Raw genomic sequence first — 21,603 nt, forward strand, 5'->3', positions numbered from 1 at the left:
GAATTTTAAGGGGAAAGCATGAGATATTTTAAAAATTTACTCTCCGATTTGCGAAGCGGCAGGCTTGCGCTACATCCGATTTTGCTCGCGGCAATGTTTTGTGTAATAAGAATATCAGGGCTTTATCTGGTAAGTGAGAAGCTTCAAGACTACCATGATTTAGATATATTGGAATGGTTTTCTATTTGTTTACTTTACGATTTTACGCAATGCGTTTGCTTTGTGGTGATAGGTGCACATTTTGCTTTTGTCACAGGGTACTCAAACAAAAATAACCAAAACACAAACGATGACAACGCCAGCAATCAAGCTCTCGGGTTACAACGCCTAGCAATATTGCGCGCTACTTTATACTCATTTATTTTTATTGCGTGTGTGGTAGGATATCTTACCGCGGATATAAACTACCAAAAATTAAATGTCTTGAATTATTTTCTACCCGCCATGCTAACAAGCGCTCTCATATATTTAATCGCAATCCAAAACTTCATGCCAGTGGCATGGTTTGATATCAATACGGCAAACTATGCAGAAATATTTTCAGTACTCTTGCGCTGGGCTAGCGTGGTGTTAGCGATAGGTTTAGCGCTAATATGGCCGCCAGCTTTGTCATCTTATTTTAGATACGCCTATAAAAAGCGCCTAGCAGAGGAGATGCGCGAGGCGTAACGGCGAACTAAGCGTAAAATTTCAGCTAAAATTTTACGCCGTCAGCCGCAGCTTAAATTTAGCCTAGGCGTAGCCTGCACCGCTTAAAGCGTCGTCGGGGGACGGGTGAGGCTTGTGGGCGAGCAGAGCAATGCGACGCTACGGAGGCGGCGTCCTGCGAGAAGTGTGACCTCGCAATGGGAGCCCATTCTCGCCCCAAGATTACGATATCACGAACAAAAATTTAAATGGAATTTTACAAATAAACGCCGCTGCGACCCGAATTTCAGAGGCAGAATTCTAGAATTTTAAATTTATATAACGAATTTTACGAGTCTTAAATTTAAAAGCAAAGCTTTAAATTTCAACGTCCATATTCACGGATTCGATCTGCAGCCCGCGCAGATCCGCAAGATGCTGTACCGCAGCGTCCGTCTCGGTGTTTTTTGGAAGGACGATGTGAAAGCCGCGATCAAACGCCAAGAAAAAATTCTCCCCGCCCGCAGCGATTCGATTTAGCGAGCGAACGGCAAATTTCTCGCTTGCGCGCGGCTCGCCCTTTGAAAATGAAATTTCATCTTCGCCCGCGATAAATTCCATCTCTATGTTTGAGTCTTGCGCGAGCTTGGCGGAAGCCAGATGCTTTCTTAGTATGCGGCGGTAAAATTTCGGATAAAAAATAAGCCACGCCGCGCCCAAAATAACCGACGCCACGCTCGCAATCGGCGCCGTTTTTAAAAGCCCGTCGATGATGATGCCAACGAGTAGAAACTCAAATGGTATGGCGTAGGTGCTGATGAGGCGCTGCTTGCGCGCCTTTTTGCTGTAAAGCAGCATAAATTTATTGAGATTATCAACGTCGCGATTGGTGATACGTACTTTCATATTTTTCCTTTAATTTTTCCGTAATTGTAGCGAAGCCGCCTTAAATTTGCGTCTATTAACTTCCGTGAGATAAAATCCCGTTTTTAAAGGAGCGCCCGTGAAATCTTTATTAAAAATCAACGGATTTTTGCCGTTTTTGGCGATTATGTTTATCAACGCAAGCGTCGATCTGGGCCATAAGATCACGATTCAAAACGTCCTTGTCAAAAGTGCCGATTCGGGCGCTCTCATCGCCCTTACCTCGCTTGTAAATTTGCTGATTTTGCTACCTTACGTATTTCTTTTTAGCGCCAGCGGCTATCTCAACGACAAATTCTCGCGCACCCGCATTACGCGGATCTGCGCGAAACTCGGCGTCGCGCTTACCGCGCTCATTACGCTCGGATATGCGTGCGGATGGTTTTATTTTGCATTTTTTATGACGATCCTGCTTGCAGCGCAAAGCGCGATCTACTCGCCCGCCAAATACGGCCTGATTAAAAAAATCGTCGGCGCGAAAAATTTAGGCGCGGCAAACGGCCTCGTGCAGGCTCTTACCATCATCGCGATTCTGCTTTCATCGCTTGTTTTTTCGGTGATCTTCGAGCTGTTTGCGACGCGCAGCAGAGATGCGGGCGAGCTGATGAGTTCGGTTTGGTTTATCGGCGTGCTTTTGGTCGCAGGCTCCGTGCTTGAAACATACTACTCATATAAAATTCCATTCTTTGACGCCGCGCAGCCGCAGGCGGAATTTAATAAAGACGACTATTTTAAGCTTCGATATCTAAGGCAAAATTTAAATTTTGTGCTAAAAGACAAAAATGTCCTACTCTGCACGCTGGGACTTTCGATGTTTTGGGCAGTCTCACAGCTCGTGATCGCGACCTTCCCGGCTCACTATAAGAGCCTTAGCGGCAGCGATAACGTAATGGTGATCCAGGTGATCTTAGCTCTTAGTGCGATCGGAATCGCGCTAGGCTCGATCTTTGCGGGCAGCTACTGTAAAAAACATATCGAGCTCGGTATCGTGCCGTTCGGCGCATTCGGGCTTGCGCTCGCGCTAATGGTGCTAGCCAACGCGCACTCGGTATTTTGGCTCGGCACGGCATCGTTTTTCTTCGGATTTAGCGGCGGAATTTTCATCGTGCCGCTCAACGCCGTAATTCAGTTTTTTACCGCCGATGAGCGCATGGGACGGGTGCTCGCAGGCTCGAATTTCATCCAAAATATCTTTATGGTGCTGTTTTTGCTCATCGCCATCATCTTGGTGCATTTTGCGGTCGCCAGCGGCGAAATTTTCGTTATGGCGGCACTGTGCGTGCTCATCTGCGGGATCTTCGGCGCAAAATATCTGCCGCAGCTTTTCGTTAGAATTTTACTCATTCCGTTTATGAAATTCGGCTATCAAGTTCACGTAGACGGCGTCGAAAATATCCCGCAAAAAGGCGGCGTACTGCTTTTAGGCAACCACATCAGCTGGATCGATTGGGCGGTGGTGCAGCTTGCGTGCCCGCGCGGAGTGCGCTTCGTGATGCATCGCAGCTACTACGATCTGTGGTATTTGAAGTGGTTTTTTAAAATTTTTCGCGTCATTCCGATCGGAGCGGGCGTTAGTAAAAGCGCGATCGAAAGCATCCGCGAGGCGCTAAATGCTGGTGAAATAGTGGGGCTCTTCCCCGAAGGTCACATCAGTTACAACGGCCGCATAGACGAGTTTCAGGGCGGATTTGAGCTAGCCGCGCACGATACGAACTCCGTCATCGTGCCTTTTTATATCAGAGGGCTTTGGGGATCGACGTTTTCGCGCGCCAGCGAGCATTATAAAAGAACGATTTCGCAAAGCGGCAAAAACGCGCTTCGCGTAAGCTTCGGCGCGCCGATCGAGGCAAATTCCAAGGCGCACGAGGTAAAACGCGCGGTAACGGAGCTGTCGTTTTTCAGCTGGGGCAAATACCTCGCAAGCCTAAAGCCGCTTGCTTACAACTGGCTAAATCAGGCCAAACGATCGCCTTTTAAACGAGTGGCGGTCGATAGTACGGGAGCAAGTCTCACAAATTTAGCGATGATGAGCGCCGTTTTGATACTTCGCAAAAGGCTAAAGAGCCGCATAGATAGCGAGGAAAACGTCGGTATCGTTTTGCCTAGCTCGGTCATCGCAAGCGCCGTAAATTTAACGCTTTTTGCGATGGGCAAAACGAGCGTAAATTTAAACTACACGTTAAGCGAAGAGAACTTAATCTACTGCGCGGATAAGGCAAATATCCGCACGATCATCAGCTCGCGCAAATTCGTAGAAAAACTCAAATCAAAGGGCTTTGAGCTGGAGGGTTCGATCGGCGAAAGACTCGTGTATCTTGAAGATCTAAGCGAGGGCACCTCTAAAAACGAGCGCATAGCCTGCGCGCTAAAATCGCTGCTGATGCCTAAAATTTTATTTCGCGCGCTGTATTTTAAGCCGCACGCGATAGATGACGTAGCGACCATTTTATTTAGCAGCGGCAGCGAGGGAAAGCCCAAAGGCGTGGTTTTGACGCACAAAAATATAATGGCGAACGTCCGTCAAATTTCGGAGCTCATAAACGCTACCGAGCACGACGCGATTTTAGCGTCGCTGCCGATCTTTCACTGCTTCGGACTTACCGTAACGATGCTCTTTCCACTAAACGACGGAATTTTAAGCATCCACGTGCCCGATCCTACGGACGCCTTTAGCGTAGGCAAGATGAGCGCAAAATACGGCGCTACGATAATGTTCGGCACTTCGACGTTTTTTAGGCTCTACACCAAAAACAAAAGGCTCAATCCTCTAATGCTGGCAAGCATCCGCCTAGCGATTGCGGGCGCGGAGAAGCTAAACGAAAATGTCCGCAAGGAATTTAAGATAAAATTCGGTATCGAAATTTACGAGGGCTACGGCACGACCGAGACCGCGCCGGTGGTGAGCGTAAATACGCCGAACGTCCTCGAGCCCGATTTTTTCAAAGAGCTTCAATTCAACCGCGAAAAGAGCGTCGGCTTGCCGCTTGCAGGCACGGTCATAAAGATCACCGATCCCGCCTCGCTGCAACCGCTATCAAACGGGCAGGAGGGACTTATCTTAATCGGCGGACATCAGGTTATGAAGGAGTACTACGATGAGCCGGCAAAAACCGCCGAAGCGATCGCGCAAATAAACGACGTGCGCTACTACAAAAGCGGCGACATCGGCTATATCGACGACGACGGGTTTTTATTTATCACCGACCGCCTTTCGCGCTTTGCCAAAATCGGCGGCGAGATGATCAGCCTGGGCGCGGTAGAGAGCGCCGTAGGCGAAATTTTAGGCGAGAGCGCGATCTATTCGTGCGTGAATCTAAAAGATGAGAAAAAGGGCGAAAAGATCGCTCTGCTTTACGTGGGCGAGACGAACGAGGATGAAATTTCGCGCCGCCTGAAGGACTCCGCGCTGGCGCCGATAATGCAGCCAAGCGTCGTGAAAAAGGTCGAGCAAATCCCGGTGCTCGGCAGCGGCAAGGTAAATCTCAAAGCGGTAAAGGATCTGGCGATAGAGCTTGGGCTTTAGGGCAAAATCTAAGTAAAAGGATTTGGTTAGTGTGAGGCTTTAAAGCCGCGGAATTTTGGCTGTATTACAGAACTACGAAATTTCGCGCTGCGAAATTTTAATCGATTTAAATTTTAAAAAACTTTGTAATAAAATGTGCCGTATGTAAGCTTATGGAGGCTACTGACGCTGCTCGTCGTTATTGGCTATAAAACAAGAGCGCGACGACAGAATTTCGCGATGCGGATTTGTGAAGCCAGGGGGGGGTCTAAGGCGTTAAATTTCAGGCTGCAAAATTCAAAGTCGAGAAAAATCTGCCTGCTAAATTTCGATTAATTCAGTTTGTAAAATTACGCGCATAAGGCGTCTTAGTAAAATATAAAATTCCGTGCTTAAAATTCCACGCCGCGACATAAAAAGGAATTTTAATCGTGGCAAACAAGCGCGACATATCGACTCAGCCATGAAATTCCGCATTAAAATTTTACGCCGAAACCGCAGACGAAATTCCGCACAATTCTATTGAAATTCTATGAAATTTTACCGAAAATGAAATTCTTTAAATTTCGTGGTGGAGCGGAATTTAAAATTCCGCTCCGCTACTCAAGAATTCCGCAGCGTACTATCTTATATAAAACTCCGCTAGCGCGTTTTTAGACGTAACATTTTTACCCACAGATTCTTCTTTGCCGTCCGCCGTTAGCTTAAATTCAGGCGCCAAATCTACGCTCTTATCGTTATTGACGACGAAATTAAGCTCTATCGTTGCGCTAGACGGCGCCGCTTTATCGGACATGCCATAATCGGCTTTTAATTGCTCGGGCGTCAATTGCGAACGATACGCCACATTTTTCAAGAAGTCTATTACAGCAGGCAGATATGTATCCGTTTTCTTATGATCATCGCCTTTCAGAATCTCGCTTTCTAGTGAGCTATCGCAATCGACTAATTTCTTCTGATCTTTGTATTCTATCTTACCTTTTGCTTTTATAGTCTCTTGGAATTTCGCGTCGTTTAGTTTGCAAAGCTTGTTGGCTAGCTGAAGCAAGCCATCTTTATCATAGGCTTTGCCCTTGTAGAAATTCATAGCACTATCTATATCCATGTCTAAAGTCTTTTTCTTATATTCCTCAAGACGTTTTTTAGTCGCTTTCTCGTTTGCAGCCTTTAGTGCTTCCATATCTATGTTACATACCATCGTGACGGATTTTAATCCGCCGCGATCAGCCTTTGACCACGTGATATTTTTGCACTTTTTCGACCCCTCGATCGCCGTACCTATACTCATAGATTTAAAATCGGGCAAAGTATAGTTTTTGACGAGTTCTATCTCGTCCTCACCGCATCCTGCTAACACCAAAGCCACCGCTACGGCACCCATCATATATCTGAACTTCATACTTACTCCTTAAGATTAAAGTAAGGAATACTAGCCCCCCCCCCCGCTTAAAATTTGATTAAATTTGAGGTAAATTTTGAGATTAATTGTTAAGCATTAGCGGAATATTTTAAAATCTCACTAAATTTATCGGCAACAAAATTTTATGTGATAAAAATAGGCTAAATTTTATTTGCCAGTATGATACAAAAAATTACAAGCAGAAAGAAGTTTTAAAATTTTATAGCTTTGTAATTTAGCTAGAGCTTTAATGATAATTCTAATTTGCCGCGAAGCGCACGCTCCACGGCAAATTTAAAGGAGGACTATTTAAAAGATGGAGCGATCTGCGCTACCCACGCTTCGATGCGGCTCTCGGTGAGGTCGCTTTGATTGTCATTGTCTAGCGCGAGGCCAACGAATTTGCCGTCCACTACGGCCTTGCTCTCGTCGAATTCATATCCGTCGGTAGGCACTGCACCTACGATATTTGCACCCGCTTTTTTGAAGTTATCGTATAGCTCGCGCATTGCGTTGCAGTAGGCGTCGCTGTAGCTTGAGCTATCGCCCATACCAAAAATCGCGACGGTCTTGCCTGAGACATCAAGGGCTGAAAAATCAAAGCCCGCCCAGTCGTCCTGCAACTCGCCGTCGTTCCATGTGGAGCTGCCGATGATGAGCGCGGTGTATTTATTTAGATCTGCAGGCGCGATGTCCGCAACATTTTTTAGCTCGTTTTCTATGCCTAGCTTTTCGGAGATCAGCTTCGCGGCGTCCTCGGTATTGCCCATCGAGCTTCCAAAAATAATTCCAACCATTTGGTATCCTTTTAATAAATTTTGTCGGTAAGCTTGTATGGTACTAATTTCATAATGAAATTTCCCTTAAAGCATTCGCTTTTTATCTCGACGTGGCGGTTAAAATTTTCATTTTTTGGATATACAAGATACACGGCATCGAGGTTTGCTCCGTGACAAAGCTCTAGCGCTTTTTTTATATCATTATCATAAATGGCTGTATTTTGAGGTAAAATTTTTTTAAAGCTCGTAACTACGCCTAGGCTAAAACCGCTCTTGCGAACTACGATGAGCTCGCCCGATTTGCCCACAAGCTGCAGCTGTGCGCCTGCATTGCGAAGCGCGATTTTGCAAAATACGAAGTTGCGAAACGCATCGTCTCCGTTTAGCAGCAATCCGCTACGCAGACTCACGATTGCGCGAGTTAGCTTATAAGCGGGCTTAGCGGCAAATACTGGCAGCGATATGCCGCGCAGATAAGAAAAGATTATCGCGTTATCCGCCACGCAAAATTTTACGGCGGGCTTGAAGCGGTAAATTTTACAAGCTCCGTATCCAAGCTCGGAAGCGATAAAATTTAAAAATGCCGCTCGAAACTGCGAAGCACCCTTTAAATTTGTGGGCGGAATTCTATAATCCGCATTAACGTTAAAATTATATAGAGCTAGCATCGCTCGCGCTCGCGAAGCCGCATTATAATCCCGCAGCGCCTCTGGCACAATCTCGCGCCCGTTCGCATCAAAGCCAAAAATTTTGCCGCTAAAGAATTGCTTATTAAAAACTTCGGCATTTAAAATTTCATCATCAATAAGCTCATTATCGCGCCGCAGATCCGCTTTTTGGCGTTTTTCGCGTGCTGCGATACCTCGTTTTGACGCGGTAGTATCTTGTAATAAAGCTGATTTCTCGTCCGAGCGCTTAGCGCAGAAAAAATTCTTTTGCGCGAAGCCAGTGTCGCAAAAAATCCTTGCTGTCAAATTCCTATTCGCGCCGCCATTTTGCGCACTCTTTGCAGCGCACGACTTAGAGGCATTATGATTAAGTGCGTCCGATTTATCGCTTAGAAACTTTTTAGATTTTCCGCTAAATTTCTTGCTTTCGGCGTGTGCAAGGCAAGTAGCGTTAAATTTGCTAGAATTTAAAAAATCCTTGAAATTTAGCTCGCCAGCTTCATCTTTGTAAGCATTTGATTGCGGCGTAGTGCGCGATTTTTTAACCACTTGCTTGGGCTTGCCGGCACTACTACTTAAATTCCTTGGAATTTTAATCATCTTCGCAAGATCTGCAACCGAATTCTTGATTTAAATTGAAGACCTTACAGTATTCGCAAAATACGCAGCTAACGCTTCTTTTAGCGCATACGAGCGGGATTTTGCGCTTTTTTACTTCGCCTTTGATTTTTTTCATCGTGTTGTGGTTTAAAAAGCTCGTAAGCATCACGACACACTCGGTATCCTGCGGGATCGGCTTACGATTTACGCGATTTTCGTTTCGTGCATCCCAGTGCTCGATGTTGCTCGCGCCAAGGTCTTTTAAAACCGCCTTAATGGGTGCAATCTCATCTGCTCCTATAACTAAAACGTTCATTTCATCCCCTTTTATGATTGATAGTCGTTATTATAACAGAGAAAGATTAAATCTAACTGATAATATATATAAAAATTTTAAATTATAAGCCGGAATTTTACCGGCTCATATTTGATATTTACTCGCTTAAAGCTAGACTTACTGCCGCATCGATGTGGATCTGCGTAGTATCAAATAACTGTACGGCGGTATCTGCTTGCGATACGAGCAGCCCGATCTCCGTGCAGCCCAGTATCACGCCCTGCGCACCGCGAGCTCTAAGCCCTTCAATGATCTGCAAAAATTTCTCTTTGGATTGCGGTAAGATTTTACCAAAGCAAAGCTCATCAAAAATTACTTCGTTTACCGCTTCCATTTCGTCCGCATTTGGCACGAGTACCTCCACGCCGCCATCTATCAAGCGCTGTTTGTAAAAATCCTGCGTCATCGTGTAGATCGTGCCGAGCAGCCCTACTTTTTGCACGCCACGTTTTCGCAGCTCACTTAACGTAGCATCCGCGATATGCACGAAAGGCACGGATATAGCGGCTTTTATCGCCTCGTAGCACTTATGCATCGTATTGGTGCAAAGAAAAATATAATCCGCTCCGCCGCCTTGCAAAACCTGCGCGTGACGAGCTAAAATTTCGCCCGCCCTGCCCCACTCATTATCTCTTTGACACCGCTCGATCTCGTCGAAATTTAAGCTACTTAGCAGGATTTCGCCGCTACTTAACCCACCTAGACGCTCGTTAATTTTGCGATTGATCCCATCATAATAGGTAATCGTAGATTCGTAACTCATGCCGCCGATTAGTCCGATTTTTTTCATGAATTTCTCTTTTAAAATTTATACGGAATTTTATGCAGTCCCGCGAAATTTAATAAAATTCCGGATTGCAAAATTTGCAGAACCGGAATTTCAACAAATAGCCGCAACGCTTAAACATTCTCGCTCGCGACGCCCGCAGAGATAACCTCATCGCCGAAATCGGCATTCGCAAGCCGCTTGAGCTGGCAGTAACGTCTCATCGCGTCGGCTTTATTTGCCTCATAAAGCTTGCCCGCGTGCTCGGGATCGATCTTTTTAAGCGCGTTGTAGCGCACCTCGTTTAGCAAAAATTCCTCATAAAGGCCCCAATCGGGCTCTTTGGATAAAATTTTAAGTGGATTTTTGCCCTCCGCCGCGAGTCGCGGATCAAAGGTATAGGTCGGCCAATAGCCGCATTTGCTCGCAAGCTCCGCTTGATCGCCGGAGCTGCCCATGCCGCCTTTGATGCCGTGCGCGATGCAGGGCGAATACGCGATGATAAGGCTAGGTCCCGGGTAGGCCTCCGCCGCCATGATCGCTTTTAGCGTCGCGGCTTGGTTTGCGTTGGAATTTACCTGCGCAACGAAGATGTTGCCGTAGGTCATCGCGATCTGACCTAGGTCTTTTTTCTGAACGCGCTTGCCACCTGCGGTAAACTGCGCGATCGAGCCGCGGCGGCTAGCTTTAGAGCTCTGTCCGCCGGTGTTTGAGTAAACCTCGGTATCCAGCACCAGCACGTTTACGTCTTCGCCAGTAGCCAGCACGTGATCGAGCCCGCCGTAGCCGATGTCGTAGGCCCAGCCGTCGCCGCCGATGATCCACTGCGATTTTTTGTTTAGATACTGCTTCAGCTCTAAAATTTCACAAACCCCAGGCGCGTCTAAATTTTGTTCTAGCAGCGGCACCAGCCTATCTCTAATCTGAGCGGATTTTAGCGTATCGTCTCTGTTTTCGATCCAGTCGTGATAAAGCGCTTTTAGCGCGTTTGGCACGCTTGAGAGCGAGCCTAGCATCAGATCCTCGATCTTATGGCGCAGCGTCTCGCTTGCGATCTTCATTCCCAGCCCAAACTCGGCGTTGTCCTCAAAAAGCGAGTTCGCCCACGCGACGCCGCGGCCGTTCTCATCCTTGCGGTACGGCATAGAAGGTGCCGATCCGCCGTAGATCGAGCTACAGCCCGTGGCGTTGGCTACGATCATATGATCGCCGAAAAGTCGCGTGATCAGCGTGATATACGGCGTCTCGCCGCAGCCCGGGCACGCGCCGTGAAATTCAAAATACGGGCGCGCAAAGCCTACGCCCTTGACGCTTGATCTGTCCATCAAATCGTCTTTGTATCTTACGTGCTCGAATAAAAAGTCCGCGCTTTCTTGCTCGCCTTTTGCGAGTTCTTCTTCAAGCGGCACCATGACGAGCGATTTTTCCTTGCTCGGGCAGTTTTCGGCGCAAAGCGCGCAGCCCGTGCAATCTAGCGGGCTTACTTGGATCTTATATTTTAGCCCCTTTAGCTCCTTGCCCTTGGCTTCTAGCAGGTGCTCTTTTAAATTTAAAGGCGCGGCGGCCTCGTCCTTTTCGTCTAGCAAAAACGCCCTGATTACGGCGTGCGGGCAGACGAAGGCGCACTGGTTGCATTGGATACAGTTTTGCTCGATCCATTTAGGCACCGTGATGCCCACGCCGCGCTTTTCAAATCGCGTCGTGCCCGCGTCGAACCCGCCGTCCTCGTGTCCTAAAAACGCCGACACCGGCAAGCTATCGCCGCGCGCTGCATTCATCGGTTTTACGATATTTTCTATAAAATCGTCGCCCTTGTATTTGTCGTCCGCGCCCGCTGGATCATCTTTTAAATTTGCCCACGCAGGATCGATCGCTACCTGCACCAAAGCGTCCGCTCCCCTATCGATCGCGTCGCAGTTCATCGCCACGACCGCTTCGCCCTTTTTGGCGTAGGTTTTCTTGGCGTATTCCTTCATATAGCTCTGCGCCTGCTCGAACGGAATGATGCCGCTAAGCTTGAAAAACGCCGATTGCATGATCGTGTTCGTACGGCCTCCGAGCCCTATCTCGCGTGCCAGCTTGGTGGCATTTAGGATATAAAATTTTACCCGCCTGGCAGCTAGAATTTTTTTGACCTTATTCGGAAGCTTTGCCGCTGTTTGCTCGGCATCCCAGATGGAATTTAAAAGAAAGGTCCCTCCCTCGCGGATGCCCCCGATGACGTCGTAGATGTCTAGATACGCAGCGACCGAGCAGGCGACGAAATGCGGATTTGAGACGAGATAGGTCGAGCGAATCGGTCTTTTGCCGAAGCGCAGGTGCGAGCGCGTGTAGCCGCCGGATTTTTTGCTATCGTAGGCAAAATACGCCTGCGCGTAAAGATCGGTCTTGTCGCCGATGATTTTGACGGAATTTTTATTCGCGCCCACGGTGCCGTCTGCGCCTAGACCGTAAAATAAGCACTCGGTCTCATCCTCGTAACCGAGCGAAATTTTATCTCCCACGGGTAGAGATAGATGCGTCACGTCGTCGTCGATGCCGATCGTAAAGCCGTTTCTAGGCTCGTCCGCCTTTAAATTTTCATACACGGCAATTAGCTGTGCAGGATCAACGTCCTTAGAGCTTAGCCCATACCTGCCGCCCACGATGAGCGGAGCGTCCTCGCGCCCGTAAAATGCGGCTTTTATGTCCAGATACAGCGGCTCGCCGAGGCTGCCGGGTTCCTTCGTGCGGTCGAGCACGGCGATCTTTTTCACGCTTTTGGGCATCGCGGCAAAGAGATATTTGAGGCTGAAAGGCCTGTAGAGGTGCACTTTTAGCACGCCGACTTTCTCACCCTTCGCGTTTAGATGATCGACCACTTCTTCAAGGGCTTGATTGACCGAGCCCATCGCGACGATCACGCGCTGTGCGTCGCTAGCGCCGTAATAGACGAAAGGCGCGTACGATCGCCCCGTGATCTTTGAAATTTCGCTCATATACTCCGCGACGATGTCCGGAAGCGCATCGTAAAATTTATTGGTTAGCTCGCGCGTCTGAAAATACACGTCGTCGTTTTGCGCCGTGCCGCGAGTTTTAGGATGCTCGGAGCTTAGCGCGTCCTCTCTAAATTTACGTACGGCCTCGCGATCAAGCAGGCGATCAAACTCGGCATAGTCCATCACCTCGATCTTTTGAATTTCATGGCTCGTGCGAAATCCGTCGAAAAAGTGCAAAAACGGCACTCGCCCCTTAATCGCCGCAAGATGCGCGATACCGCCCAGATCCATCACCTCTTGCACGCTGTCGCTTGCAAGCATCGCAAAGCCGCTTTGGCGACAGGCATAGACGTCTTGGTGATCGCCGAAGATGGAGAGTGCCTGCGCCGCAAGCGCGCGCGCCGCGACGTGAATGACGCCCGGAAGCATCTGACCTGCGATCTTGTACATATTTGGAATTTTTAGCAAAAGCCCCTGCGATGCGGTGTACGTCGTCGTAAGCGCGCCCGCTTGTAAGGATCCGTGCACGGTGCCCGCCGCGCCACCCTCGCTTTGCATCTCAACTACCTTAACGGGCATGCCGAAGAGGTTTTTCTTGCCCTGCGATGCCCAAATATCGGTGTAATCCGCCATAGGCGAGCTAGGCGTGATCGGATAGATGCCCGCGACCTCGGTGAAGGCGTATGAGACGTAAGCCGCCGCCTCGTTTCCGTCCATCGTTTTCATAACTTTTGCCATTTTTCGTTCCTTTGGAATTATCAAATTTCGCTAATTTTACATATTTATTGCTTAAAAATTTAAATGCTTCGCAAACCGAATAAAATTCTAAAGCTTTATCACAGCAGGCGGGCTACAAGCGCGATCTGCTGGCAGTTTTAGACGAGCATTGCGGGCGATTTGAGACGGGCTCTTTCGCCGCTTTGAAAATAAATTTTTGCATACTTTAAGCGCGGATCGCAAGCAGTGGGTAGAGATTAATGCAAATTTAGCCGTCTGACTCGAAATTCTAACCTAAATATCAAATGACGGGAATGCGCGAAAATTAAGAAATTTAAAAATGCACTTGCCACAAGATGAAAAAACCTCATATCGCAACAAGACTGGATAATAAATTTAGCCACTAACAAAGCTTTAACCGCCATACGCATCCAAGCTCAACATAGCAAAATTTTATTTATGGCTTATAACATCGCGGTATATAAAATTTCGACGCATTCTGCCAAATACAAGAAATTTTATTGCCTCCTACCGAGCGCAGCGCAAATTTCATTTTAAATTTTCATTGATTGATCGCTGTGTGAATTTTACCCCATGCGACTTTGCGTTTTGAGCGTAAATTCTATTTCCGCAAGCTACGCGGAGGTTAAATTTAGCTATAATCCTCCGTTTAGAATTTAGCGCGGCACGTATATACGGCACGGAATTTTAAAATTTTAAAATTTCGAGCAGAACTCGAAAAGCTAAAAAACCGCTAAATGCGCTAAATTTAAAGTCTGAATTTAAAAGCTGAAAAGAGAAAACCGATGAACGTCCATAAAATCGCTTACACGAGAGTTATCGCGCTGGCATTTGCCGCCTTTATTTTTAATACTACGGAATTTATCCCCGTGGCTCTGCTAAGCGACATCGCAGCGGATTTTGAGATGGACGTTACGAGTACGGGCCTAATCATCACGATCTACGCGTGGGCGGTGAGTATCCTTTCGCTGCCGTTGATGCTGCTAACCTCAAAGCTCGAGCGCAAGAGGCTACTTTTGCGGCTTTTCGCGCTATTTACGCTAAGCCACGTCCTGGCCGCCATTGCGTGGAATTTTGCCGTTTTGGTAATCGCGCGACTTGGTATCGCGATTTCGCACGCGATCTTTTGGTCGATCACCTCATCGCTCGTCGTGCGCCTAGCGCCGATAAACAAAGGCTCGCAGGCTATCGGCATGCTGGCTCTTGGGACATCGCTAGCCATGGTTTTGGGGCTTCCTTTGGGGCGCGTGGTCGGCGAGCTTTTCGGCTGGCGCATCACATTTTTCGCGATCGGCGCGCTTGCGGCGGCGGAGGCACTGTTTCTTTGGAAAATTTTACCGTTTTTGCCAAGCCGCCGCGCGGGCTCTCTTGCGAGCTTGCCGATGCTAGCAAGGCGTCCGATGCTGCTTGCTTTGTATCTGCTGACGTTTTTGATCGTAGGCGCGCATTTTACGACCTACAGCTATGTCGAGCCCTTCGTGGCGAAATTTAATCCCGCGGGTGATCACTTCGTAACCTACGTCCTGCTTGCATTCGGTGCTTCGGGAATCGCCGCAAGCGTGCTTTTTTCAAAGCTTTATCGCCATTTTCCAAACGCCTTTTTGATCTGCGCGATTCTCTTTATCCTAGCCTCGGTGCTGACGCTAAAAGCTTTTGCCGCAAATGACGTAGCGCTGCTGCTCGCGGCTTTCGTCTGGGGAGTGGGGATTTTCGGCTTTGGGCTCTGCTTGCAGATTAGGGTTTTGGCGTTGGCTCCGGATGCCACCGATGTCGCGATATCGATCTACTCGGCGATATATAACGTAGGTATCGGCGGTGGAGCGCTTTTAGGACATCAAGTCGCAACGAGATTCGGGCTTGAACACATAGGCGAGGCGGGCGCGATACTGGGCGCGCTGGGGCTTGCAAGCTACCTCTACGCAAGCGTGAAATTCGCGCAGAAAAATAGCGCGTAAGCTAAATTTACGAAAGAGCTTGGGCGAGATTAGCGCACGCTTTTAGTTGGCGCTTTAAAACGGCGGCTTTGCAGGTTTAAATTTTTAAAATTTATCCCTCGCGATTAGCTAAATTTGCAGATAAAATTTAATCTCGCGCTCCGTATTTCCGCCTGTTTTCTTGACCGCCCACGCCCGTGTATATCCGCGCAAAGGCTCTTAAATTTTAACCATCGCTAGATCGTTAAAATTTTAAAATTTAGCGACAAGGCGTAAAAATTTAAGGCGTAGAATTTAAAGCGGGAGCCACCAAATTTTAACTACTTTATAAACCCGATCTGCGGTAAAATTTCAGCCAGCGCCGCGTTCTTTTTCTCGTTAAATTTGACCTTATTTTGCTCGAAAAGATTATTTCCGTGCGCGTCTATGGAGACGATGAGCGGGCCAAACTCCTTCACGCGACACTTCCACAGCGTCTCAGGCATCCCAAGCTCCGTCCAGTCAGCGCTCTCGATCTCCTCGACCTGCGTTGCGGCGACCACCGCGCAGCCCGCGGGAAATACGCAGTGAATAGCGCCAAACTCCTTACAGCCGCTCATCGTGCCCTCGCCCATGCCGCCTTTGCCGACTATCAGGCGCACGCCAGTTTTGGAGATAAACTCGCGCTCAAATTTCTCCATTCGCATGCTAGTCGTCGGCCCCACAGAGACCATCTCAAAGCTTTTTTCGCCCGTTTTTCTGATGATCGGCCCCGCGTGCAGGATCGCACCGCCTGCTATATCTAGCGGCAGCTCGCGGCCCTCCTGCACGACGCGTCTGTGCGGCACGTCGCGGCAGGTGACGATGTGTCCGCTGAGGTATATGACGTCGCCGATCTTGATGTCTGCTAGATCCTCTGCGCTGATCGGCGTGGTTAAAATTTTCTTACTCATAGCGCGAACTCCTTGTGTGATTTTACGGCAAAGCTTAGCTGCTCGTCCCAGACGATATGGCCTTTGCGGTGCGACCAGCAGCCCACGTTTACTGCAACGGCGATGACGCTGGGGTGGCGGGCGCAGTTTTAGATATGCACGCCCATCACCGAGCTTGCCCCGCTCATTCCTTGCGGGCCCAGGCCGATTTTATTTATGCCCTCTTCGAGCAGCTTTTCGGTTAGTGCGGCGCGCTCGTTCGAGTTTGCCGAGCCAAGAGGCCTCATCAGCGCCTTTTTAGATAGTAGCGACGCCACGTCGATCGAGGTGCCCACGCCTACGCCCACTAGCAGCGGCGGACAGGCGTTTATGCCGTAGCTCGTCATTATGTCCATGACGAATTTCACGACTCCCTCGTAGCCCATGCCCGGCATCAGCACGGTCGCCTTGCCGGGCAGGCTACAGCCGCCGCCCGCCATGTAGGTGTGTATCTCGCACTCGCTGCTTTGCGGCACGATCTCCCAAAAGACGCTCGGCGTGCCCTTGCCGACGTTTTTGCCGGAGTTGTACTCGTCGAAGGTCTCGACGCTGTTGTGGCGTAGCGGAGCCTCGCGCGTCGCTCGCAGCACGGCCTCTCGCAGCAGCTCCTCAAGCTCGCCGATGAGCGGAAAGTTTGCGCCGCAGCGTACGAAAAACTGGATCACGCCCGTATCCTGGCAGGACGGACGGTCTAGTTTCTTTGCAAGGCGCTGGTTTTCAAACATCGTTTTGTAGATTTCTCTCGCCAGCGGCTGCGTTTCGCGCTCGGCGAGCTCCAGCAGCTTCGCCGTCACGTCGTCAGGCAGCACCTTGCCCGTGTAGCTGACGAATTTCGCCATGACCTCGGTCATCTTTTGCACGGCTTTTTGTTTATCCATCGCTTCTCCTTTGCCGGTTTTTACTTTCAAATTTTTCATACGCGCTCGCCAGGACGCAGCCCGCAGCGTAGCAGAGTAGATCGGCGAAATCAAATGTTCCGCCGATCATTACTTTTAAAATTTTATTTTCTATGCCTAAAATTTGCACGGCTCCCAAATACTGCGCGAGCTCCAAGGCCGCCACGAATGCAAAAATTTTAAGCGGCAAATTTGAGGGCGGCGTGCTAAAAATAGCCCTAGCGAGCGCATAAAGCAAGATAATGGCCAAAACGTCGCCCGCGTAGTGGCGCACGAAACCGCCCTTTACGCAGATCGCGATGTAAATTTCTACCGCTAAAATAAGGACCGCAGCGGCCAAAAACGTTAGCCTCGTTCGCGTCCTTTGTCTTGTTTGCGCCTTTTGCGCGAGCTTTTTCGCGCCCTTCGGCCTAGCCTTTTGCTCGTTTAAATTTTCCTCTCGCAACGCTTTCCTTTTAAATTTAGCCGTTAAATTTGCCTCGCGCGGCGTAAATTTAGAGATGATTTATCAGGCTCGCATTATACGCGGCGCCAAAGCCGTTGTCGATATTTACGACGCTCACGCCGTTTGCGCAGCTGTTTAGCATCGCTAGCAGCGCCGCCAACCCGCCAAAGCTCGCTCCGTATCCCACGCTGGTGGGCACCGCGATCACCGGCACGCCAACAAGGCCTGCAAGCACGCTAGCTAGCGCGCCCTCCATGCCTGCTACCGCGATCACGACCTTTGCGCCGCGTATCTGCTCTAAATTTGCGATCAGCCTATGCAGCCCCGCCACGCCCGCATCGCTAAATTTGCGCACGTCGTTACCTAGAAATCTCGCCGTTTCGTACGCCTCCTCCACTACCGCGCCGTCGGCGGTGCCGGCAGATACTATCGCGATGTAGCTTTGCGTGAGCTCGGGCTCTTTAAATTTGACGCCGATGATGCGGCCGCGAGCGTTAAACTCCGCCTGCGGCAAGATTTCACGCAACCGCTCAAAAACCCGCTCATTAGTGCGCGTGATCAGGATATTTTGCCCTCTCGCGCCGATCGCACCAGCGATACGTAAAATTTCATCATCCGTCTTGCCCTCGCCGTAGATCACCTCTCCCGCGCCGTTTCGCAATGCGCGCTGAGTGTCGATCTTGGCGCAGCCCACGTCCTCGTAAGGGTAGTTTTTCAGGTATTTTAGCGCCTCTTGCTCGCTCACGCGGCCGCTTTTTATCCCCGCGAAAAGCTCTAAAATTTCATCCTCTCTCATGCAAAACATCCTCCCTAAGCCCCTTTAGATCGAGCGTCACGTCCGCAGCACCAAGCGTCAAGAGCTGTCTAACGACGCTTTTAAATTTCGCGTCGTTTAGGAAATCTCGCATGCTAGAAAAGGGCATTTGCAGCTTTATATTTTTGCGGTCGCACCGCGCGCGGACGTTTGCGTAACCGCTTGCGATGAGTAGATTTTCCGCCGCTTCGATCAAATTTAGCTCGTGCGGGTCGATCTCGCGCCCGTGAGGCAGGCGCGTTAGCAAGCACGCGTAGCCGGGCTTTTCGGCTGTGGGTAAGCCCAGCTCGCGCGATAGCTCGCGGATTTCTGATTTGGTTAAATTTATCAGCGGCGAGAGCACGCCCAGCTCCTCTTTTGCTTTGAGTCCAGGGCGGTGTTCGCCCAGATCATCGCGGTTCGTGCCGTCTGCGACGCGGCTAAATCCAAGCTCGCTGGCGCGCTCTATCAGGCGCGAAAACACCGCCTTTTTGCACAGATAGCAGCGATTTTCGGGGTTGTTTTTGATTCCCTCTGCGACGCCTAGCTCTAAAATTTCGTGCCCGATGCCGTAGATGCGGGCAAATTCTACGGCTTCGGCAATCTCGCGCGAGGACATGTAGGGTGATCGTATCGTTATGCCGATCGCACGCTCACCCAGCGCGTCGTGCGCAGCGCGCAGTAGCAGCGAGCTGTCCGCGCCGCCGCTAAATGCGACCGCGAGTTCGCCAAGCCCGCGCAGGTCAGCCTTTAGTTTTTCTAGTTTCGTCATAGATTTTCAGCGCCTCTTTTCGCACCCGCTCGATCGTCGTGCCATGCGCGAGCGCCGCGGCCTTGCATTCCTCAAATTCGGGCTTTACTTTTTGCGTTTGGCAGGTGCCGGAAATTTTAAGCCCTATCTCGCCGAATTTCGTCTGCACCCGCACAAACTCGCGCTTTAGCTCGGTTTTAGCGACCTCTATCTCGCGGACGCCGATCGCCGTCGTGTGCGTAAAAATTAGATCCTTTAAATTTTGCGCGTCCTGCTTGCGGCACAGCGCGTTTAGCTCAAAGCCCGCGCGCCCCTTTTTCATAAAAATAGAGCGGCTAAATACGTCTAGCGCGCCGTTTTCGCGCAAAATTTCGCACGCAAGCGCGAAGCTCTCGGCGTCCATATCGTCGATGTTGGTGGAGATTAAAATTTGCTTGCAAACCTCGCCGTAGCCTGAGCGCGCGGCTAAATTTGGCTCGTCTAAATCCTCGCCCGCTTCGCAGATCATCGCGCGAAGCATGTTTGCAAAGCCCGCGGCGTCACGCTCGCCCGCGCCGTAGCCGATCTTTTCGATCCTAAAGCTCGCGCCGTCCGTAAACTCGTCCGCGCTGGCCTTTAAAATCGCCGCGCCCGTGGGCGTAGTCATCTCGAAATTTGCGCGCCCGAGGCTTACGGGCACGCCTTTTAAAATTTCGCAAACGGCGGGTGCCGGCACGCTAAGCTCGCCGTGATCGCAGATCGCTACGCCGCCGCCAAGCTCGATTTTGGAGCTTAGCACGCGCGAAACGCCGAGTTTTTCAAAAAGATACTCGAGGCAGATCGCCGCGCTTGCGATATCCGCGATACTATCTATCGCGCCGAGCTCGTGGAAATGCACCCGCTCTACGTCCGTACCGTGGACTTTGGCTTCGGCCTCGGCAACTGTGCGAAATATCGCGCCCGCTCTTTGTTTGCAGCTCTGGCTTAAATTTGAACTTTCTAGAATTTGCTTGATATCCGCGTAGCTTCTGGCATAGGGCTGTGATTTTAGCGGCACGACGTCGATTTTGGTCGCGGCGATGCCGTTTTTTAGCACGCTTTTGCGCACGAGCTTAAATTCGCCGTGCAAATTTAACTTCTCAAGCTCGGCGCAAAGATAGCCAAAATCCACGCCGAGCCCCACCAGCGCGCCTAAATTCATATCGCCGCTGATACCAGCGCTCGCGTCGTAATATAAAATTTTAGCCAAGCCTAGGCCTTAGGCACCGTCATCGAGCCAAACGGCAGGATGATGATTTTTGCGTCCGCGCCCTTTTGCGCGAGCGCGTCGTCCACGGCTTTTTGGATGTCGTGGTATGGCTTTAGATGCACGGCGCACATCTCATCGTCGCTGAGATCGCTCACTGCCCAGGTCTGCGCCCAGAGCGAGATTTCCGCCATTTTAGCGGCCTTGTGATAGCCGAGCTTAAAGCCCGCGCTGATCTTTTCGAGTACCTTTTTAGGCGTGTCGGCGGAGGCCATCAGATCAAAAAACGGCTTTGGTCCGATACCCGTGCGGCACTTTGCGACCATTATTAAAATTCCGTCCTGTGCGAGTGCTAGTTTGCCGTTATCTAGGGCTTTTTGCGCCTGATAGAGATCGACGTCCATCGGATAGGGCGCGACCGAGATCACGATGTCGGCCTTGCGTGGGATGTCTACGCAAAAGACCTCGTCTGCCTTTTTCACGCAGTCGTAAAAGCTGTCGTTTAAGTCGCCCGCGCTTGCGTAATACACGCCGTGCTCGCTGTCAAGCACCGTCTGAATCGAAAAAACGTCGATATGCGCAAGAACTTTCATCGCATCGATCATATCCTCGTGCACGGGGTTGCCCTCTAGGCGCAGAGCTTGTGCGTCGGAGCTAAGAGCTAGTTTATGGTTTTGCGTGATGCTCTCATACGACGCCGTGCCAGGCAAAAATGCCTTTCTGCCGCCGGTGTAGCCTGCAAAATAGTGCGGCTCGACCGAGCCTATGACGATTACCTTTTTGGCTTCTGCTACGATTTTGTTTAGATACATCTGCGTGCCGTTTTTGGACTCGCCTAAAAACACCATCTCATCGTGTTTGGAGTCGTGATCGTGAACTTCGCCTTTGGAGTTAAGCTCGGCGTAAATTTCTTTGCCGAAGATCATCTCGTACTCATCGAGCGAGCACTGCCTGTGGCAGCCGGTGGCGATGATGAAAATTTTATTTTTCTCGCGGATTTTCGGGTAAATTTGCTTTAAAATTTTTGCCGTCGGCGTCGGGCGCGTGCCGTCGTTTACGATGATGACGATCTTTTGCTCGCCCGCGATAAACTCGTCAAAGCTTTTTTGATTTATCGGATTTGCCAGAGCCTTTGCGATGAGCGCCGTTTCGTCAAATTTAGCCACGGGGTTTGGATCGAAAACGCCGAGCAAATTTTTCTCGTTTATCTCTAGATTTAGATGATCATCTTTGCCGTATGCGATAGGGATTTGCATATCTGCCTCCTGTGTGGAATTTGGCGGGATTATAA

The 21,603-nt window shown here is 49.8% G+C and carries 16 protein-coding genes and 1 pseudogene; 3 read left to right on the forward strand and 14 right to left on the reverse strand.

Annotated features, from left to right (window positions below):
• The first annotated feature begins 18 nt into the window (after positions 1-18).
• On the forward strand, positions 19-669 hold the full coding sequence (locus Q0600_RS08555; protein WP_298759211.1) for a hypothetical protein: 651 nt from the start codon (positions 19-21) through the stop codon (positions 667-669).
• 336 nt (positions 670-1,005) lie between these two features.
• Here the strand turns inward: Q0600_RS08555 and Q0600_RS08560 are convergent, their stop codons facing one another.
• On the reverse strand, positions 1,006-1,533 hold the full coding sequence (locus Q0600_RS08560; RefSeq protein ID WP_298759215.1) for a hypothetical protein: 528 nt from the start codon (positions 1,531-1,533) through the stop codon (positions 1,006-1,008).
• A 97-nt stretch (positions 1,534-1,630) separates the two neighbouring features.
• Here Q0600_RS08560 and Q0600_RS08565 point away from each other — a divergent pair, with 97 nt between their 5' ends.
• The gene (locus tag Q0600_RS08565; protein WP_298759218.1) at positions 1,631-5,074 is read left to right on the forward strand and encodes an acyl-[ACP]--phospholipid O-acyltransferase; all 3,444 of its coding nucleotides are present in this window, start codon (positions 1,631-1,633) and stop codon (positions 5,072-5,074) included.
• Positions 5,075-5,675: 601 nt separating this feature from the next.
• On the opposite strand, the gene Q0600_RS08570 is transcribed toward Q0600_RS08565, so the two are convergent.
• From Q0600_RS08570 to nifJ, 6 genes are all read right to left on the reverse strand, one after another.
• Positions 5,676-6,452: a hypothetical protein gene (locus tag Q0600_RS08570; protein WP_298759221.1), complete on the reverse strand. Its 777-nt coding sequence runs from the start codon at positions 6,450-6,452 to the stop codon at positions 5,676-5,678.
• A 305-nt stretch (positions 6,453-6,757) separates the two neighbouring features.
• Positions 6,758-7,249 (reverse strand): flavodoxin FldA, encoded by a 492-nt coding sequence (gene fldA / locus Q0600_RS08575; RefSeq protein WP_005870803.1) that lies wholly within the window; start codon positions 7,247-7,249, stop codon positions 6,758-6,760.
• An 11-nt stretch (positions 7,250-7,260) separates the two neighbouring features.
• Entirely contained in the window at positions 7,261-8,499 is a 1,239-nt protein-coding gene (locus Q0600_RS08580) for a hypothetical protein (protein ID WP_298759225.1), read from the reverse strand.
• Positions 8,492-8,815, reverse strand: a complete 324-nt coding sequence (locus Q0600_RS08585) for a DUF2325 domain-containing protein (RefSeq protein WP_298759228.1) — start codon at positions 8,813-8,815, stop codon at positions 8,492-8,494. The genes Q0600_RS08580 and Q0600_RS08585 overlap by 8 nt, the downstream gene beginning before the upstream one ends.
• A gap of 118 nt (positions 8,816-8,933) precedes the next feature.
• Positions 8,934-9,626 carry an aspartate/glutamate racemase family protein gene (locus Q0600_RS08590; protein WP_298759231.1) on the reverse strand — a complete coding sequence of 231 codons (693 nt, stop codon included), beginning with the start codon at positions 9,624-9,626 and terminating at the stop codon, positions 8,934-8,936.
• Positions 9,627-9,736: 110 nt separating this feature from the next.
• Positions 9,737-13,318, reverse strand: coding sequence for a pyruvate:ferredoxin (flavodoxin) oxidoreductase (gene nifJ, locus Q0600_RS08595; RefSeq protein ID WP_298759234.1), 3,582 nt, complete (start codon positions 13,316-13,318; stop codon positions 9,737-9,739).
• A 785-nt stretch (positions 13,319-14,103) separates the two neighbouring features.
• On the opposite strand from nifJ, the gene Q0600_RS08600 reads away from it, so the two are divergent.
• A complete protein-coding gene (locus tag Q0600_RS08600) occupies positions 14,104-15,273 on the forward strand; it encodes a sugar transporter (RefSeq protein WP_298759238.1) in 1,170 nt (389 codons plus the stop codon).
• A 299-nt stretch (positions 15,274-15,572) separates the two neighbouring features.
• On the opposite strand, the gene ttdB is transcribed toward Q0600_RS08600, so the two are convergent.
• The 7 genes and pseudogenes from ttdB to larA form a co-directional block, all read right to left on the reverse strand.
• A complete protein-coding gene (gene ttdB / locus Q0600_RS08605; protein WP_298759241.1) occupies positions 15,573-16,184 on the reverse strand; it encodes a L(+)-tartrate dehydratase subunit beta in 612 nt (203 codons plus the stop codon).
• Positions 16,181-17,080 (reverse strand): annotated as a pseudogene (ttdA, locus tag Q0600_RS08610) (L(+)-tartrate dehydratase subunit alpha). Before ttdA ends, ttdB begins: the two are co-directional and overlap by 4 nt.
• Entirely contained in the window at positions 17,073-17,543 is a 471-nt protein-coding gene (locus tag Q0600_RS08615; protein WP_298759246.1) for a DUF2809 domain-containing protein, read from the reverse strand. Before Q0600_RS08615 ends, ttdA begins: the two are co-directional and overlap by 8 nt.
• Positions 17,544-17,592: 49 nt before the next feature.
• Positions 17,593-18,339 carry a nickel pincer cofactor biosynthesis protein LarB gene (gene larB, locus Q0600_RS08620; RefSeq protein WP_298759291.1) on the reverse strand — a complete coding sequence of 249 codons (747 nt, stop codon included), beginning with the start codon at positions 18,337-18,339 and terminating at the stop codon, positions 17,593-17,595.
• Positions 18,326-19,108 carry an ATP-dependent sacrificial sulfur transferase LarE gene (larE, locus tag Q0600_RS08625; protein ID WP_298759248.1) on the reverse strand — a complete coding sequence of 261 codons (783 nt, stop codon included), beginning with the start codon at positions 19,106-19,108 and terminating at the stop codon, positions 18,326-18,328. Before larE ends, larB begins: the two co-directional genes overlap by 14 nt.
• Entirely contained in the window at positions 19,080-20,315 is a 1,236-nt protein-coding gene (gene larC, locus Q0600_RS08630; RefSeq protein WP_298759250.1) for a nickel pincer cofactor biosynthesis protein LarC, read from the reverse strand. Before larC ends, larE begins: the two co-directional genes overlap by 29 nt.
• 2 nt (positions 20,316-20,317) lie before the next feature.
• Positions 20,318-21,568 carry a nickel-dependent lactate racemase gene (gene larA, locus Q0600_RS08635; protein ID WP_298759252.1) on the reverse strand — a complete coding sequence of 417 codons (1,251 nt, stop codon included), beginning with the start codon at positions 21,566-21,568 and terminating at the stop codon, positions 20,318-20,320.
• Between the last annotated feature and the right edge of the window lie 35 nt (positions 21,569-21,603).

The sequence above is a fragment of the uncultured Campylobacter sp. genome (assembly GCF_938041645.1).
GTDB lineage: Bacteria > Campylobacterota > Campylobacteria > Campylobacterales > Campylobacteraceae > Campylobacter_B.